Origin of the sequence: Alistipes sp. DJF_B185 (assembly GCF_964250025.1) — a bacterium.
Lineage (GTDB): Bacteria > Bacteroidota > Bacteroidia > Bacteroidales > Rikenellaceae > Alistipes > Alistipes finegoldii.
This window is the reverse complement of sequence record NZ_CAXUDY010000002.1, coordinates 147,849-165,084: the sequence shown is the minus strand read 5'-3', so window position 1 is coordinate 165,084 and position 17,236 is coordinate 147,849. Positions and strand designations below refer to the sequence as shown.

Sequence of the window (17,236 nt, the reverse complement as noted above, 5' to 3'; positions counted from 1 at the left end):
ATTTTGCACTTCATAGCCGTACAAATCTTTTATGTGCTATGAAAAAAACAGTTATTATCGTCGTGGGCCTGCTGCTCTGCGTAGTCGGCGCTACCGTGATCGGACAGAAAAAGAATCTGTCGCCCAAAGAAGAGCGCCGCGAGGTGCGTGAGAAAAGACGTGCGGACCGTATCGCCAGTTTTGAGAAAACGATGGATTCGGTCATCCTTTCGCGCAATTTCCAGTTCAACCCCCAGACCATGCAGCGCCAGCCGGCCGGCCCCATGCGTCAGATCATGAATCCGGCCTTCAACGTCGGAGTATGGGACGGTACGGTGGACATCTGCCTGCCTTACATCAAAGGCTACGTGCCGCCTTACTACGTCATGATACTCAACTATACGGTTCCCAACGTGCAGGGATATACGACCGAGCAGACCCACGAAGGCTGGATGGTGACCTTCTCGACTTCGCTCTTCTCGGCTTCGACCTATACCTTCACCTTCGAGATCTTCACCCGTACGGGCGGCGCCAACCTGACGATCACCAATCCGTGGTACAACCCCGTGGAGTACTCCGGAAGCATTTCTCAGCTCTATTAGTATGAAATCCGGGTTGCAAAGCCGGACGGGGTTCCGCACCCCGTCGCCGGAGGGCAGGGCAGTGCGCCGCGCCGCCGTGCCGGCAAGTCCGGAACGTTTCCGGCGGCATCCTGCGGAAGACCGCACGCCGGACGCTGTGCCGGAACCGCAGGAATGCAGTCCGCAGTCAGAACCCCCCGCTTCGGCGGGGGCTTTTGTCCTGCGGCGGTTGAAAACAGGCCGGGCGCTCCTCTGCGCGGCGGCTCTTTTCTGGCTGATGCCGGTCGCCGCCCAGTCTCCGCAAGCGGCTGCACCGTCTCCGCAAGCGGCCACCCAATCTCCGCAAGCTTCATCCTCTCCGCAGGTTCCGTCCTCCCCGCAGTTTTCGCTGGGCACTTCGGCCGTGGACAGCGTGCCGCAGACGACCGTGGTTCCCGTCCAGCAGCAGCCCGTGCAGCTCGTCGAGCACACGACGGTCTATGAAGACCCAGCCCGCGGCATGACTCGCCCCGAACGCCGGGCCTACCGGGCCAGACTCTATGCGCAGAAGATCGACTCGCTGGTGCAGTCGCGCGACTACATGTTCTTTCCGAACAGCATGCAGGAGATTCCCGGCGGCCTTATCCGCAGCATCTATGCCGACTACTTCTTTTTCGGCATGTTCGTCGATCACGTCGAAATCCACCTGCCTACCGAACGGGGCGTTACGCAATACGTCGAAATGCTCAATTTCGACTCGATGTCGATCCGCAGTTATCAGGCCGCGCACTTGCAGTGGGGGTGGTGCATCTCGTTCGATGTCGCCGACGACAATAGGGTCTATCACGCCGAATTTGCCGTTTCGACGGCTACCGGCGAGACGGTGCTGACGCTGCTGACGCCCGACGTTACGATGCGTTACGTCGGCTGGCTGTGGAACAAGCGGATGGGCGATCCGAAGTTCCGGCGGATAGACTGACGCCGGCGGAAAATCCCGGAACAGGCGGAGCGGCCCCGAAAAGCCGCTCCGTTTTTTTATTCGCCAAGCCGTTTTGGCTCAGCTTTTGTAGATCAATGCCACGGCCGAGACGGAAACTCCCTCCTCGCGCCCTTCGAAACCGAGATGCTCTGTGGTCGTAGCTTTGACCGACACCCGGTCATCGCCTACGCCCATTGCACCGGCCATTGCGGCGCGCATCGCGTCGATATGGGGCCGGAGCTTGGGCCGCTGCATCCGGATCGTACAATCGACATTCCCGATTTCGTATCCCCGTTCGCGCAGCAGCGCCGCAACCCTGCGGAGCAGAATTTTCGAATCTATTCCCGCGAAGTCGTCCGACGTGTCGGGGAAGTGCAGCCCGATGTCGCCCAGCGCCGCGGCGCCCAGCAGCGCGTCGCATACGGCGTGTATCGCCACGTCGCCGTCCGAATGCGCGACGCATCCTTTCGTGTGGGGAATCTCGATTCCGCCCAGTATCAGCCGCAGGCCGTCCGCCAGCGCATGCACGTCGTATCCGTGTCCTATCCTGAAATCGGTCATATGGTCTCCGTTTTTTTGCGTAAAGATAATCGAACCGGCATGTAAAAGCAAATTTATTTGCCCGCCGCGTTTCCGCTGCAAAAAACAGGACCTGAGATACCGAAAATTGCGCTGTTTTTAATATCTTTGTAAAAAATACCCTCGCTCTGCGGAGCCGGATTCGCAGAACGTTCCGGAAATCCGGCGGGGGATGAAGAACGGACTTTAATTTATCATAGGATATGTCAGCAATTACCAATCTGGAACCCCGCATCGTCTGGGAGCAGTTCGACGCCATCACACGGGTTCCGCGCCCCTCGAAGAAGGAGGGCAGGATCATCGAATTTCTGGTCGATTTCGCCCGGAAGCACAATCTCGAATACAAGAAGGACGCCATCGGCAACGTGGTGATGCGCAAGCCCGCCACGCCGGGCTTCGAGAACCGTCCGACGGTTATCCTCCAGTCGCATATGGACATGGTCTGCGAGAAGAACTCCGACGTGGAGTTCGATTTCGACCGGGACCCGATCCGCACGCGCATCGACGGCGGGTGGGTCAGGGCCGAAGGCACGACGCTCGGCGCCGACTGCGGTATCGGCATGGCCGCCGCGCTGGCTGTCCTGATCGACCCCGCCGTGGAGCACGGCCCCGTCGAAGCGCTCTTTACGGTCGACGAGGAGACGGGCCTGACCGGAGCCTTCGAGCTGGGCGAAGATATGCTTACGGGCAAATACCTCGTCAACCTCGATTCGGAGGACGAGGGCGAGATCTTCATCGGCTGCGCTGGCGGCATCGACACGGTCGCCACGTTCCGCTATACGATGGAGGAGGCTCCGAAAAACTACGCCTTCTTCCGGGTCGATGTCTCGGACCTGCAGGGCGGACATTCGGGCGACGACATCGACAAGGGCCGCGTCAATTCCAACAAGACCGTCGCACGTCTGTTGTGGGACGGTATGCAGAGCTACGAGCTGAAGCTGAGCTGGTTCGACGGCGGCAACCTGCGCAATGCGATTCCCCGCGAGGCCTATGCGATCTTCGGCGTTCCGGCCCGGTTCAAGGATGAGTTCATCAAGCGCTACAAACTTTTCGCCGCCGATCTCGAAGCCGAGTTCCGTCTGCGCGAACCCAACTTCAAGATCACGCTCAACGAAATGCCGCAGGTCGATCGGGTGCTCGACGCCCGGACGCAGTTCGGACTGGTCTATTCGCTGGTGGGCGTGCCCAACGGCGTGATCGCCATGTCGTTCGCCGTGCCGGGGCTGGTCGAAACCTCGACCAACCTCGCTTCGGTCAAATTCGTGGGGGACGACCGCATCGTCGTCACCTCGTCCCAGCGGTCGTCCGTCGAGAGCGCCAAGACCTATGTAATGCAGATGGTCGAATCGGTATTTGCGCTGGCCGGGGCCGATGTCGCCCACTCCGACGGCTATCCGGGCTGGACGCCCGACCCGCAGTCGGCCCTGCTTGCAAAGACGGTCGATGCCTATAAACGGCTGTTCGGCGCCGATCCCAAGGTCCGTGCGATCCATGCCGGACTGGAGTGCGGCCTGTTCCTCGAAAAATATCCCGAACTGGAAATGGTCTCGTTCGGCCCGACCCTGCGCGGCGTACACTCGCCCGACGAACGGCTCGAAATCGCCACGGTTCCCAAATTCTGGGACCTGCTGCTCGAAGTGCTGAAAACCGTCTGATTCCGGCGATTATATTATTGAAACCGGGAGACTTTTTAAAGAGGTCTCCCGGTTTTGTGTCATTCGGTCGCCAGCGGGTATACGTATCCTTTGAAATCGACGATATTATGACCGGAATATCCTCCGTTGACATGCACGAAGCAGGTATTCGTATTTTTATACAGTATGATTATCAGTTCTTTGTCCTGCCATTTTTGAGCGCCGTCTATTTTCATGCAAAACTGTATGTCGCCGTTTTTTTTATGTTCGCCTTTCGTTATTTCTGCGGCATTGTCCTCTATATTCCAATGGTCCATGGGGGACCGGGGAAAAAGGTCCGGCGAGAACCGGATAACAGCTTTATTGCCATCCATGAATATCTGGCTGTTAGTCTCCGATTTAGTCGGGGGCTTGCCGCCGGGAAAGTAAAACTCGGTCGCTTCAATAATGAATTTTCGTTCATCGAGCGCCTGAATCGCCTGCTTGTAAAGCACCTCTTCCGCTGTGCTTTTACCGGTGTTATTCCCGCCCTTTTGCGCCGCACAGCCTGCTAAAGCCATGATCAGCATAATTCCAGCGGATATTCTCAGTGTGGTTTTCATGATGGATAATTTTAAGTAAATCAGACGTCTTTACCGCAATTCGTTTTTTTCTATAACCTCTGCCATTGGGTAAATATGCCCTTTGAAGTTTATGACATTGACTCCCGCGTACCCTCCATGTAGACGAACAAAGCATTGATTCGTATTATTATATAGTATGATTATTAATTCTTTGTCCTGCCATTTTTCAGCGCCTTTGATTTTCATATGAAATTGCATGTTGCCCTTTCTTTTACGTTCTCCGTCTGATATTTCCACGGCATCGCTCTCCGTATCGCGGTTCGAGGAAAAAGCGGATGGAAAATCCTGTGACATCCGGATGACGGCATGGTTTCCTTGCATGGACACATAACTGTTTGTGGAATTAACCGGAGCCTTGTCCGACGGGAAATAGAACTCGTTTATTTTGATAATAAAATTTCGGTTTTTCAATGCTTTCAATGCTTGTATATAAAGCGCTTCCGATCCGAATGTGTCTGCTTTATTTCCGCCCTTTTGCGCCGCACACCCTGCCATCGCCACAACAAGGATAATTATTGACAGTGATTTTAATATGGTTTTCATAATTGAAATGTTAAAATAAACTTTCAGCGGATTAGCAGGATAGCGCAACGAGAGGTGTAAAGTGTTGGCTTGTAATTAATAGCGCGTTAATTTGCGTTATGCGGAAATTGGTTCGATACGGTTTTACAGCCTATCGCCGACAAAGAATCGTTACCAGATCATTACGCGGAATTTACTTCGCTATTGAAGCGTAACACATTCTTTTTCTGTGTTTTGCACAATTTTACATCTTGACAAACGGCCCGACAGGTATTAACTTTGTAACCAAAAATCGGGTTTATTATGCGAAGCACGTTTCGGGTCTTATTTTACGTGAAGAAAGGCAGCGCCCGCCCCAACGGCGATCTGCCTTTGATGTGCCGTCTTACAGTAGATGGCGAGGTCAAACAATTCAGTTGCAAAATGGACGTTCCTCCGCGTTTATGGGATGTCAAGAACGGCCGGGCGACGGGCAAGAGCGTCGAGGCCATGCAAATCAATCTTGCCGTCGATAAAATCCGCGTCGAGGTGAACCGCCGCTATCAGGAGTTGATGCAGTCGGACGGCTATGTCACGGCCGCCAAACTGCGGGATGCCTACCTCGGTATCGGAGTAAAGCAGGAAACGCTGTTGAAACTCTTCGAACAGCACAATGTCGAATACCGGAAAAAGGTGGGTTTCAACCGTGAGGTCGCCACATGGAAAAAGTACTGCTGCGTGTGTAAGCGCGTGCGGGAGTTCCTCGCCCATACCTACCACCGGGAGGACATCCCGCTGAAAGAACTGAACCTTACCTTTATCAACGATTTCGAGTATTTCCTGCGCACGGAGAAGAAATGCCGCACAAATACCGTGTGGGGCTACATGATCGTCTTGAAACATATCGTCGCCATTGCCCGCAACGACGGGCGCCTGCCGTTCAACCCGTTTTCGGGCTATATCAACTCTCCCGAAAGCGTGGACAGGGGTTATCTCTCGCAAGAGGAGATCAAGGCCGTGATGAACTATAAAACGGCCAACAAGGCGCATGCCCGCATCCGCGATCTGTTCGTCTTCTCCATCTTCACGGGGCTGGCTTATGCCGACGTGAAAGGGCTGACCACGGACAACCTTCAAACTATGTTCGACGGTAACCTGTGGATCATCACGCGACGTAAGAAAACCAATACCGAAAGCCGTATCCGCCTGCTGGATATTCCCAAACGCATCATCGAGAAATACGCGGATCAGCGGCTCGACAACCATGTCTTTTATATGCCGTGCAACTGCCATTGCAACGACATCCTGCGCGAGATCGGCAAGCAATGCGGCATTAAAAACAAACTGACCTTCCACCTCGCGCGGCATACCTTCGCCACAACCATCACGCTCTCGCAGGGTATGCCTATCGAAACCGTCAGCTGCCTGTTGGAGCATACGAACATCAAGACCACCCAAATCTACGCGAAGATCACCAATGAAAAGATAAGCCGCGACATGTCGGCGCTCACCGAACGCCTCGGCGACAAATACCGTCTGGCGGAGTAACAGCCCTTCCGCCCTTGTGCGCCCTTCGGGATTTACGGAGGATCCCTCCGGGCGCACAGGGGCACGGGCTTCCGGGCCGTCGGTTCGCTTTCATCGGCTTCCCCTGCTGACGGACATGACGGCGGCACCGTCGCCCACCCATCGGCCGCTTCGCGCCCGCGCCTTTTTACAAAAGGCATAGCCTATTAGGGCATTTTCTTTCCGCATTGCTCCGCAACGCTGAAAATGCCCCATTAGGCCAAAGGGGCGGCGCCCCTCTGGACACCCCTTGCGGCGGCAACTCCGCAAGCCGGACGGCCGGGACAACTCCGAATCCTTATCCGCTTCGCTCCGATGCCGCCGAGAACAGATTATCCAAACCACCTGAAACTATACCGCTATGGGCTATGTCGTATTGCATATCGAAAAGGCGGCCGGAACGGATGCCGCCATGTCGGGACACGTCGAGCGGAGAATAACACCCGCCAACGTCATAACGACACTTACCTACCTGAACCAAGAGTTAATCGAATTTCCCAAAGATGTTACCAACCGCACCGAAGCGATCCAGCACCGGCTGGATAACGCCGGACTGGAACGCAAGATCGGAAAGAACCAAGTGAGGGCCCTGCGTGTCATGCTCTCCGGAAGCCCCGAAGATATGAAGCGCATCCGGCAGGCCGGACAGTTGGACGCATGGGCCAAGGATTCCTGCGGCTGGCTGCAAAAGACCTTCGGAAAAGAGAACGTCGTGTCGGCAGTCCTGCATCTGGACGAGAAGACGCCGCATATCCACGCGACCGTCGTGCCGATCACACGGGGCGAACGCAGAAAGGCTAAGCTGGAGCGGGAGAAGAACGCCCAAAGCGGAAAGAGAACCTACCGCACTAAGAAAGACCGCCCGCGCCTATGTGCCGACGATGTGATGGCACGGGACAAACTCAAAGCCTATCAGACCACCTATGCCGAAGCGATGGCCAAATACGGACTGCAACGCGGCATCGACGGTTCGGAAGCCAAACATATATCCACGCAGCAGTATTACCGCGAGGTGTTCGTCCGTAAAAATGAAATGGCCGAACAGATCGAAGCGATGATCGGACAAAAAGAAACGCTGACGGTAGACATTGCCGCACTCCAAGCACAGCAACGAGCCGCACAGACAGACTGCAACGCTATCGACGAACAGCGGCGGAAGAAGAAAGAAGAACTGGCAAAAGCCGAAACGGAGTTGGCACAGACGCGGCGGGAGATCAAGACCGACAAACTCAAAGGCGTGGCCGTGAATGCCACGACGAAAGCCGTAGAAAGGATCGGAGCGTTGTTCCACGACCCCAAGCCCGCGAGGTATGAAAAACAGATTGCAGATTTGCAAGGGGTAATTGCCGACAAGGATAAGTGCATCGGGCAACTGCAACAAGAGATCAAGACCATGCAGGCCGGACACGATAAAGAGGTGGCCAACCTTAAACAGGAAGCACAACAAGTCATAAAAGCCTTGATGCGTGTCGATGAGTTATGTCCCTATGTAAAGGGGCTGTTGAAATGGGAAAATTACTGCAAGGATGTCGGGTTGGACAAGGAGCGGACCAAAGCGTTGTTTACGATGCAACCTTACAGATATACGGGCGAGCTGCATTCGATAAGGTATAATCATACGTTTCGGGCGAACGATGTCATTCTCCAATTCAAACCCGACAAGGACGGGCCGAGCGGGTTCCAGTTCACCATAAACGGAAAGGACTGCGACGAGTGGTTCAGACAGCAACGAAAGGAGTTTTACGAGCGGATAGGAATTGACATCGAACAAACGGAGCAAAGGCGCGGGATGAAGATGTAACCACGAGCGGGACGGAACCAAAAGGCCGTCCCGTTGTTGTTTTAGGACGGCGTATTCCGTTAAAGCCAGAACATGGGCTATTCGGGCGGCATAAACCCTACGGCACAAAAAGTGCCCGCAACATATTGCGGATTCGAATTTTTTGTGCTACCTTTGGGACAAGCGATCCGCTGTAAAGGCGTGAATCGCGTTGCTGTTTGCGTAAACGTAGGAAATTTACAGTCTGCGGCAACAAGAGAGTCCTTGTCGGGTCGTACCACGCCTTGACGGGGCAGTACATTTAAGGCAACTACACCTGACGGGCGTGGGCCTCTTGTGTTACGAAGTCAGACGGGTTTCCTACGACCTACGCAGCGTAAGTAACGCAAGCCGCATACCTTTCTTGTAAAGGACAGCGGGGTTCTTCAGAGCCGGGTTCACGTTTCGTCATTCTTTTATGGCATCAGTCGGGTCGCATAACTAAAATTGAAAAAGATATGTTACCTTTGCGGATGAAAACGGCGCCATAGCCGTAACATATTCATAAGGTTAGGACAACCTTTATACCAGCGGTAAACTTGCGACTATTATAGCGATATAATAGGTTTTAGGATTGGTGTAAAATTTGTCTGAAACCCTTGTCATGCCTGCGGCTTTGTGCCGTGGGCGGGCACGGGCGTAAGGGCAGTTACCAATCCAAGGCTCGCAAGGCCGACCGTTGGGGCTGTACCTGCGTTCCGTGCTTTTTTATGTGTTTAGGCCGGAACGAGGATTTTAATAACGAACCCTTAATAATACGATGTTACGGCCATATACTCCCAATCGGAAAGAATCACGTTCCGCCGACCCTCGGTCGGTGCGGGGTGGGGCGCCGTCATTCGCTGTAACGAGAACGCTCGCCGTCGATAATAATCCCGCTTTAAAGGCACCTAAATCTGGTAACGGCGGGCCGTTCTCCGAACTGGGTGCGGGACATTGGAATTCTTCATGTCGAAGTTGCGTCACTATTTTTTTCATCGACAGTCCCGCACCCGTTTTTCATCATGCAGGAACCGCTAAAAAAGAGAGTGACAAGGGAAGTGATGTAGCTATCATGTCAAGTAAGTCCGTTGCGGTTCCTGCTTTTTCTGTAACAATGCTTCCGAAATCTCCTGCCTCCATAGGCTCGCGTTTCGGAAGCCGAGGGGGCGGACGGAAACGATAAGCCGAAGGATGCTCTTTTTCGTTTATCGTGGTGTGAGGCGTACCAGTCCGTTACCGCCCCTCTTTTTCGATACTTCAATTTTACGATAACGGGTGCGGGATACTCGAATCTTAGCTTCATATTTTCCCACTACTGACTTTACTGTTTCCGCACCTGTTTTTTTACGATATATTTTGTATTCTCACAATAATTTAAGATATTTGTTAAATGCAATGCCGAAACTCGATACGGACTTACATCATCACTGTCACACAACCATCGCCTAACGTATTTGGCATTGTCTTTTTAATAGAAAAAGGGATGACCAACCACGATTAGTTAACAGACAATCGTTATTTTATTGCAATTACAATTCGGTCGTCCCTTTATTTTGTATTCTCGAAGTGCCTATAACCTTTGCGTACGTTTAAGAATTGTTCTATAAACCCATAACTACTGAACCATGCCACAAAAATCCTATACGCTGGGGAATCTGCTTCAAGACTGTTTGGATTGCGACATCCGCAAAAGCGACATCCGGCAATTTTTCGATGATCTGAAAAAGAAGGCGCATTTTGTCTATGCAATCTTGTGCGGTGCTCCGAAATCGGTATTTTGGATTACGCTGGACGATGAAGAAAGCCATCCCGACGAAAAGACATTTTCAGTTGCGGAGTTTAACGACAATTACGAAAACTTCGACAGCCGCATCGATTCTTTCCGGGTTAATTTCAATGCCTATTTTTTTCGCGAGCAATGGGCCACGAAGTTTCCCGAATGGGAATTGATGGAGAACCCTTTCAACGGGGAGGAGCGTTTCTGCGCTACGAGCCGCAAGGAGCTGACGGTAGAAATTTTCGTAACGGAATATCCGCATTTGTTGGCTTATCTGTGCCGTCGGGCGGTTCTGGAAAACGCGCCCTTCGAACTGACGCGCGAAACGATTAAACATTACGGATTCAGCCGCGAAGATGTAAAACTCCTGCGCGATTGTATTGCAAGCAACAACCGACGGATCATCGACGAGTTGCGCGAGGAATACGAGCGGCTGAAAGCCATAGACTGCCTGCAGGTAGTGCCTCCAAAAAGGCGGGGGCGGAAGCCTAAAGCCGAAGTGTCTGCCGAAATCCAGCCCATAGCCAAAAAACCGAGGACGAGGATCAGTCGAAAGAAATTCGTGCCGACACGAAGCGTAAAAAGTTAGGCGTAAACCATCGGAAAACGCAGAGTACTCCTCACCAATTAGCGGAGATGGTTTTCAATATAACAACGAGAATAATTTGCAAATATGATTATCCGTATAACGTCCGTTAATATTTTTAACATAACACGAATAAATCATGCGTAAAATTTATACAAAGACATTTGTGTATTTTGCTGAAATTCAATATATTTATAATGAAATAAACAATCGAAATATCATTATGGACATACTGAACTTCACGTATTATTTTTTAATATATAATTTGATATTTAATTAAAATATATTTATCTTTGATTTCATAACACTACTTTTTAACATTAAAATATGCCGCTATAACACTGCTTTTTCTATCAAACCAAAGATACGGCGTCACTCCGGAATCTTTACTCTTGTTCAACTAAAACCCACTTATTTATGAGGAAATTAACCAACCGAGCACTTTTCATCTGCTTTGCTCTGATGACGTCCTTTTGCCTCATTGCGCCGGCTACCGCTCTGCGTTCCTACGCGCAGGAGGGGGGGGGCAGCACCCTTGAAGGCCTGATCAAAGACGACTCCGGGCCGCTTCTCGGAGCAACGGTGATTGTGAAGAACACGACGCGCGGAACGACAACCGACATGGACGGCAAATTCCGTCTGGAAGGGTTGCAGCCCGGCGACGTACTGCAAGTAACCTACGTAGGATACGACCCCTACGAGGTGACCTACACAGGTCAGACGACACTGGACATCCTGATGACGACGACCGCCAACCAGCTGAACGCAGTCGTAGTGACTGCCATGGGTATCGAACGTCAGTCGAAAACACTCTCCTATGCTGCCGAAACGGTCGGCGGCGATGACGTGGCCGACATCAAGTCGGTCAATATGATCAACGCGCTGCAGGGCAAGGCCGCCGGTCTGCAAATTACCCCGAACTCGACGGGCGCGGGCGGATCGTCGAAAATACTCTTCCGCGGTAACAAGTCGATCAACGGCTCGAACCAGCCGCTGGTCGTCGTCGACGGCGTCCCCCTGATGATGAACATCACGTCCGATCAGGTCGACAGCAACTGGGGCGCCCAGCGCGACGGCGGCGACGCCATGTCTACGATCAACCCCGACGACATCGCCTCGATCTCCCTGCTGAAAGGCGCGTCGGCCGCCGCCCTCTACGGTGCGGTAGCCGCCAACGGCGCCATCATGATCACGACCAAATCGGCCATGGCAGGGCGTCTGGCGGTGAACGTATCGAGCAACACGACCATTGACACCCCGCTCTCGCTGCCCGAATTCCAGAACACATACGGGGCGAACGGCCAATACAGTTGGGGCGACAAACTCGCGTCGAAGGCTCCCGATTACGCCGAGAAGTTCTTCCGTACGGGCTGGACGACCAACAACTCGATCTCGATCAACGGCGGCGCCGAAGACCTGCGAGCCTACTTCTCCTACGGCAACGTAACATCCGGCGGCATCACCCCTGAAAACGACTACTCGCAACACACGCTCAACGCCAAAGTCGGTTTCGACCTTTTCAACGACCACATCAAGGTCGATTTCAACGCCAAATACGTGAACCAGCACATCTCGAACCAGCCGGCCGGCGGTTTCGTCTTTAACCCGCTCGTCGGCACCTACACCTTCCCGCGCGGCGGCGACTGGAACGGCTACAAAAGCAACTTCGAGACCTACAACGGCGAGCTCAACGCCAACGTCCAGAACTGGGTGACTACCACCGACGAGACCAACAGCAACCCCTACTGGCTGCTCAACCGCGAACGCCCCGTCGTCGAACGCAACCGCTACGAATTCGGCGGATCGATCAAATACCAGATCATCGACGGACTTTCGCTCACGGGCCGCATGCGCTACGAGCGCGCCGACGAACACTACGTACGCAACCACTACGCGTCGTCCTACGGCAATAAATACACCTACGGCAAAATGGACGACAACCGCTACTTCAGCGAACAGCTCTATGCGGACCTGCTCGCCCAGTACAACCATACGTGGGACGATTTCTCGCTCAACGCCACCCTCGGCACCAGCATGATGCAGACACGTTCGAACAACGTGAGCCTGCTCTACGAGCAGAGCAAGTTCGTCGCTCCGGGCAACGGCGGCGCCTACTATCCCAACATCTTCAACCCGTCGAATTTCTACAAGAACGGCACGACCATGGGACTGGAGCGCAAACGGCTCAACTCGGTCTTCGGAGCTGTCACGTTCGGCTTCAAAGAGGCGCTCTTCCTCGACGTGACGGCCCGTAACGACTGGTCGTCGGCCCTCGCTTACACCGACGGCTACTCGTTCTTCTATCCTTCGGTGGGCGCCAGCCTTCTGCTCAACCGTTTCGTGGACATGGGCCGGAATATCGACCTGTTCAAATTCCGCGGTTCGTACTCCATCGTCGGCAACGACGTCCCCGTCTACAAGACCAATCCGCGCTATACCTACGGCGACCAAGGCGCCATCAACCCGCCCAAATCGGTGCCGTTCCGCACGCTGAAACCCGAAAAGACCCACTCGTTCGAGGTCGGTTTCGACGGAGAGTTCTTCCAGCACCGTCTGCACGTAAACGCCACCTATTACAAGACCAACACCAAGAACCAGTACTTCGAGGTGACGCTGCCGTGGGAGAGCGGTTACAAATCGCAGTTCGTCAATGCGGGCAACGTCCAGAACCAAGGCTTCGAACTGACGGCCGGCTGGTTCCAAGACTTCGGCAATGAATTCACATGGTCCACCGATCTGAATCTCTCGTACAACGACAACAAGATCATCGAGCTTTTCGACGGTATCCAAGACGGCGTAACGGTCTCCAACTTGGGCGGCGCCAAAGTGATCCTCTATGAAGGCGGCCAGTATGGCGACCTCTACGTCCGCACGCTCAAACGCGACGAGAGCGGCAAACTGGTGACGGAAACCCCCGAAGGCGCCGACTACCAGATCCCCGTAAACGGCGGCGAGCAGAATTCCGACCTGAAATACATGGGCAACATGAACTCGAAGTGGAACATGGGCTGGAACAACACGTTCCGCTACAAGGACCTGACACTGAGCATGCTCATCGACTTCCGCATCGGCGGCAAGGTCGTTTCGATGACCGAGGCCACACTCGACGGATACGGCGTATCGGAACGCACGGGCCGGGCGCGCGACCGCGGCTACGTGATGCGCGAGGGCATCAAATTCTCGAACGTCAAGGCTTACTACGACGTGGTGGGCGCGACAAGCTTCAACTCGGTCTACAACGTCGAGGATTACGTATACGACGCGACCAACGTCCGTATGCGCGAGATTTCGCTGGGCTACACTTTCCGTAACCTGTTCGGCCAGTCGAAGAACCTGACCCTTGCGTTCATCGCCCGCAACCTTTTCTTCTTCTACAAAGACGCCCCGATGGATCCCGACGTGTCGATGGGTACGGGCAACGGCCTGCAAGGCTTCGATGTCTTCAACCTGCCGACCACGCGCAGCTTCGGTCTGAACGTGAAACTGAATTTCTAATCAAAAGCGTTTACACATTATGAAACTCAAGAATATTCTTAGAAACGTTACCGCAATGGCGCTTCCCCTCGCACTGTTGGGAAGTTGTACGGGAGATTTCGAAGAACTGAACACCAATCCCTACGAGATCGACCCCGAAGAACTGCCGTTCGAAGCGCAGTTCTCCACTCCCCTCTCGTTCAGTTACCCCACCCACCAGAACCTGTTCCAGTACTGGACCTCGTTGTCGATCGACAACTACGGCGGTTATTTCGAGGTGCCGCACAGCAACTGGACGATGGCGCGTTACGACCTCGCCCGCGGGTTCTGCGGCGGCATGCACGAGAACTTCATGCAGAAAATATTCAACAACACCCGCCGGCTGATCAAACAGTGCGACGCCGCCGGACAGCATGACTTCGCAGCCGTAGCCCGCATCGTCGAAGCGTATAACCTGCTCCAGTATACCGACACCTACGGCCCGGTTCCCTATTCGTCGGTCCTCGCAGCGGACGAACTGGCCGAACGCCCCAGCAGCTACGCCTACGACAAACAGGAAGATATCTACAAGGCGATATTCGCACAGCTGGACAAAGCGCTCGAAGGACTGGATACGGAGACCGCAGGTCTCGCATCGTTCGACTGCTGGTGCAACGGCGACCGCACGCTCTGGAAGAAGATCGCCAACCAGCTCAAGCTGCGCATGGCGCTGCGCATCGTCAAGGTAAACCCCGTCGATGCTGAAAAATACGCCAAGGAAGCCATTCAGGCCGGAGTCCTCGAAGACAAGGACATCCTTATCAACAAGTCCTACTCGAACGAACTGCGCCGCATGATGGACTGGCTGGATTCGGGCATCGGTTCGTCGATCGTAGCGTTCATGAACGGCTACAACGACCCGCGCCGCCCGCTCTATTTCACCACCAACGTCCGCCATCTGGTCAAGGAGACCGCCGAACCGACAGGCGAGAAAGACCAGAACAACGAGGACATATACAACGAAAGCGACATCCTGATCCGCAAGGGAGCGCAATACATCGGAGTTCCCGTAGGCTGCGAATTGGGCAATAAGAACGGCGGCAACGACAACCAGCGCGTCTACTACTCGTTTCTGGCCGGCGGATATGCGACGCCGCAGCCCATCATGTTCGCCGCCGAAGGCTGGTTCCTGCGCGCCGAAGCCAAACTTCGCTGGACCGACGCCGGGCAGCAGAGCGTAAAGGAACTCTATGAAAAGGGTATCGAGGTTTCCATCCGCAACCAGAAGAGCTACCGACAGTCCGACGCCGCGGCAGCATGGACCGAGAAGAAACTGACGGCCCCCGACTGGGCGGCTATCGACGATGCGGCTATCAGCAGCTACATCAACGACGATACCTCCTCACCTGAGGGTTATACGGACCCGTGGAAGCCGGAATACAACTCCGATCCGACCACCAGTATCACGGTGAAGTGGGACGAAGGCGCTTCGAATGAAGAAAAGCTCGAACGCATCATCACCCAGAAATGGATCGCCAACTTCCCGCTCTCGACCGAAGCGTGGGCCGATTACCGCCGCACGGGCTACCCCAAACTCTTCCGTCCGAAGCAAAATCTGGCCCCCTCGATCATCGACACGCAGCTCGGCCCGCGCCGCCTGCTGTACAACGAAACGGAACTGAGCTCCAACACCGTCGAGGTGAACAATGCCATCCAGCTGCTGAAGGCTGAATCTTCCGAAGTGAAAGGCGACGGCGACACCGGTGGCACCCGTCTGTGGTGGGACCGCAAGGACAAAGGCAATTTCTAACCCCGCCGATCCGTTTCACTCATAAACCGGGACTCCGTCGTTATACGACGGAGTCCTTTTTTCCATCCGACACATCCGAATCGGGCTCCGGCGCATTTCCGACCACTATCATGCGGCATACCATTTTTTCATGCCCCCGAATGGCTCGTACCGGAAACGGACAGATGATTTGCAAATATCAACTATTTTGTATTCATTTGTAATGAAGATAAAAATTAAGGTTAAAAACTTGTTTTAGTTGTAGCGGTAGCGACAGAGTTGTGAAACACCGTCGCTACATTTTTATTACCGGAAAATAGGCTATATATCAATTATTTTTCGTAATTTGCAGAAAACCATTTTAATCTTATTGCCCATTCGTCATCAAAGCCATCTAACACGGTAACAAGAAATAAAAGGGAAGAAGGTACGAGGCTCATAACCTCGTGCCTTCGTTTTGTATTTAGCACTTAAATCGAATATTTTTGCAAGTTCAAAGAAAATTCCTACCTTTGTTTTTGACAAGGGTTATTTGACAAGATGATTACGCAAAGTAGCGAATTTCGCACATTCTCCAAATCGTTACTAAAACCCCTGTAAAATCTTCTTAAAAGTCTGTTTGTCAGATTGATATATTTATCAACTGATTTATTAAAATAATAAAAGCTGCTCAATAATAATTGAGCAGCTTAAAAAACATTTATCTGCACGTTGCAAACGCTTTAACGGCGGCTTCGCTGGCATCAAGTATCCCCGAACCTTTAAATCCCGTTAAGTTTCGCCCTTCGTTGAGTAGAAATCTTGTGTATTCTCTTTCTACGGTTGTCGAATTGTGGTATTTAGGATAGAGAATCCGCACGGTCCGATACCATGCGTATTCGACTGCTTCTGCATAGCCCGGTGTCAGTCTGTATTGCGAGGAATTTCTAAGTTCGTTGTAATACTTCATGGCACAGGGGATCTCGTACCACGGCTCCGGTGCGAATTTCGGAAATTTTCCATTAGGTAATTCGATTCGGTTATAATCAAATCCCGCACCACCACCTCCTCCCGTGTCGAATCCTACGGTGTTCTTAATGTAATCGGCAAATGTGAGAATCAAAATACCGTGACTATCGCTGTATTCTTCTTTACATCCGGGTCTGCCACAATGACTTTGCCAACCCGCATTTAGATCGAATCCGCATTTGGAATCTGGACAGGTCCAATGGAATGCACTGGATCTTGTTGCGACCACGTCATCCGGAACTGTCCGATCGACGGTCAGATCGTCATTACTGCAATTGCTCGAAAGCAATCCACTACCTGCAACCATAAAGGCTACGAAGAAGCTTTTTCGGAATCCTGAAAGTTTTTTTCATAGGAAATAAGTGTAAGTGGGTGGTGAATATTATACAAGCTATTCATTA

At 53.1% G+C, this 17,236-nt stretch carries 12 protein-coding genes; 8 read left to right on the top strand and 4 right to left on the bottom strand.

All coding sequences use genetic code 11. The features are described 5' to 3' along the window. The first annotated feature begins 38 nt into the window (after nt 1-38). Both ACESTR_RS03925 and ACESTR_RS03920 read left to right on the top strand, forming a co-directional pair. Nucleotides 39-581, top strand: a complete 543-nt coding sequence (locus tag ACESTR_RS03925) for a DUF4251 domain-containing protein (RefSeq protein ID WP_009598015.1) — start codon at nt 39-41, stop codon at nt 579-581. A 1-nt stretch (nt 582) separates the two neighbouring features. Next, a complete protein-coding gene (locus tag ACESTR_RS03920; protein WP_270389455.1) occupies nt 583-1,518 on the top strand; it encodes a hypothetical protein in 936 nt (311 codons plus the stop codon). A 78-nt stretch (nt 1,519-1,596) separates the two neighbouring features. Here the strand turns inward: ACESTR_RS03920 and ispF are convergent, their stop codons facing one another. Further along, nucleotides 1,597-2,079, bottom strand: coding sequence for a 2-C-methyl-D-erythritol 2,4-cyclodiphosphate synthase (gene ispF, locus ACESTR_RS03915; RefSeq protein ID WP_009598041.1), 483 nt, complete (start codon nt 2,077-2,079; stop codon nt 1,597-1,599). 221 nt (nt 2,080-2,300) lie between these two features. Here ispF and ACESTR_RS03910 point away from each other — a divergent pair, with 221 nt between their 5' ends. Beyond that, on the top strand, nt 2,301-3,752 hold the full coding sequence (locus ACESTR_RS03910; protein WP_244075825.1) for an aminoacyl-histidine dipeptidase: 1,452 nt from the start codon (nt 2,301-2,303) through the stop codon (nt 3,750-3,752). Nucleotides 3,753-3,811: 59 nt separating this feature from the next. On the opposite strand, the gene ACESTR_RS03905 is transcribed toward ACESTR_RS03910, so the two are convergent. Both ACESTR_RS03905 and ACESTR_RS03900 read right to left on the bottom strand, forming a co-directional pair. Continuing rightward, nucleotides 3,812-4,333 carry a DUF4251 domain-containing protein gene (locus ACESTR_RS03905; RefSeq protein WP_244075824.1) on the bottom strand — a complete coding sequence of 174 codons (522 nt, stop codon included), beginning with the start codon at nt 4,331-4,333 and terminating at the stop codon, nt 3,812-3,814. 30 nt (nt 4,334-4,363) lie between these two features. Further along, nucleotides 4,364-4,897 (bottom strand): DUF4251 domain-containing protein, encoded by a 534-nt coding sequence (locus ACESTR_RS03900; protein ID WP_244075823.1) that lies wholly within the window; start codon nt 4,895-4,897, stop codon nt 4,364-4,366. A gap of 282 nt (nt 4,898-5,179) precedes the next feature. On the opposite strand from ACESTR_RS03900, the gene ACESTR_RS03895 reads away from it, so the two are divergent. The 5 genes from ACESTR_RS03895 (at nt 5,180) to ACESTR_RS03875 (ending at nt 15,848) form a co-directional block, all read left to right on the top strand. Beyond that, on the top strand, nt 5,180-6,403 hold the full coding sequence (locus ACESTR_RS03895; protein WP_302270107.1) for a site-specific integrase: 1,224 nt from the start codon (nt 5,180-5,182) through the stop codon (nt 6,401-6,403). 379 nt (nt 6,404-6,782) lie between these two features. Next, a complete protein-coding gene (mobV, locus tag ACESTR_RS03890) occupies nt 6,783-8,222 on the top strand; it encodes a MobV family relaxase (protein ID WP_195559322.1) in 1,440 nt (479 codons plus the stop codon). Nucleotides 8,223-9,847: 1,625 nt separating this feature from the next. After that, nucleotides 9,848-10,588, top strand: a complete 741-nt coding sequence (locus tag ACESTR_RS03885; protein WP_009599008.1) for a hypothetical protein — start codon at nt 9,848-9,850, stop codon at nt 10,586-10,588. A 459-nt stretch (nt 10,589-11,047) separates the two neighbouring features. Next, nucleotides 11,048-14,080, top strand: a complete 3,033-nt coding sequence (locus ACESTR_RS03880) for a SusC/RagA family TonB-linked outer membrane protein (protein ID WP_018697414.1) — start codon at nt 11,048-11,050, stop codon at nt 14,078-14,080. Between the two features lie 19 nt (nt 14,081-14,099). After that, nucleotides 14,100-15,848, top strand: a complete 1,749-nt coding sequence (locus ACESTR_RS03875; protein WP_014774635.1) for a SusD/RagB family nutrient-binding outer membrane lipoprotein — start codon at nt 14,100-14,102, stop codon at nt 15,846-15,848. 679 nt (nt 15,849-16,527) lie between these two features. Here ACESTR_RS03875 and ACESTR_RS03870 read toward each other — a convergent pair. After that, nucleotides 16,528-17,142 (bottom strand): hypothetical protein, encoded by a 615-nt coding sequence (locus tag ACESTR_RS03870; protein WP_227042158.1) that lies wholly within the window; start codon nt 17,140-17,142, stop codon nt 16,528-16,530. Nucleotides 17,143-17,236: the final 94 nt, after the last annotated feature.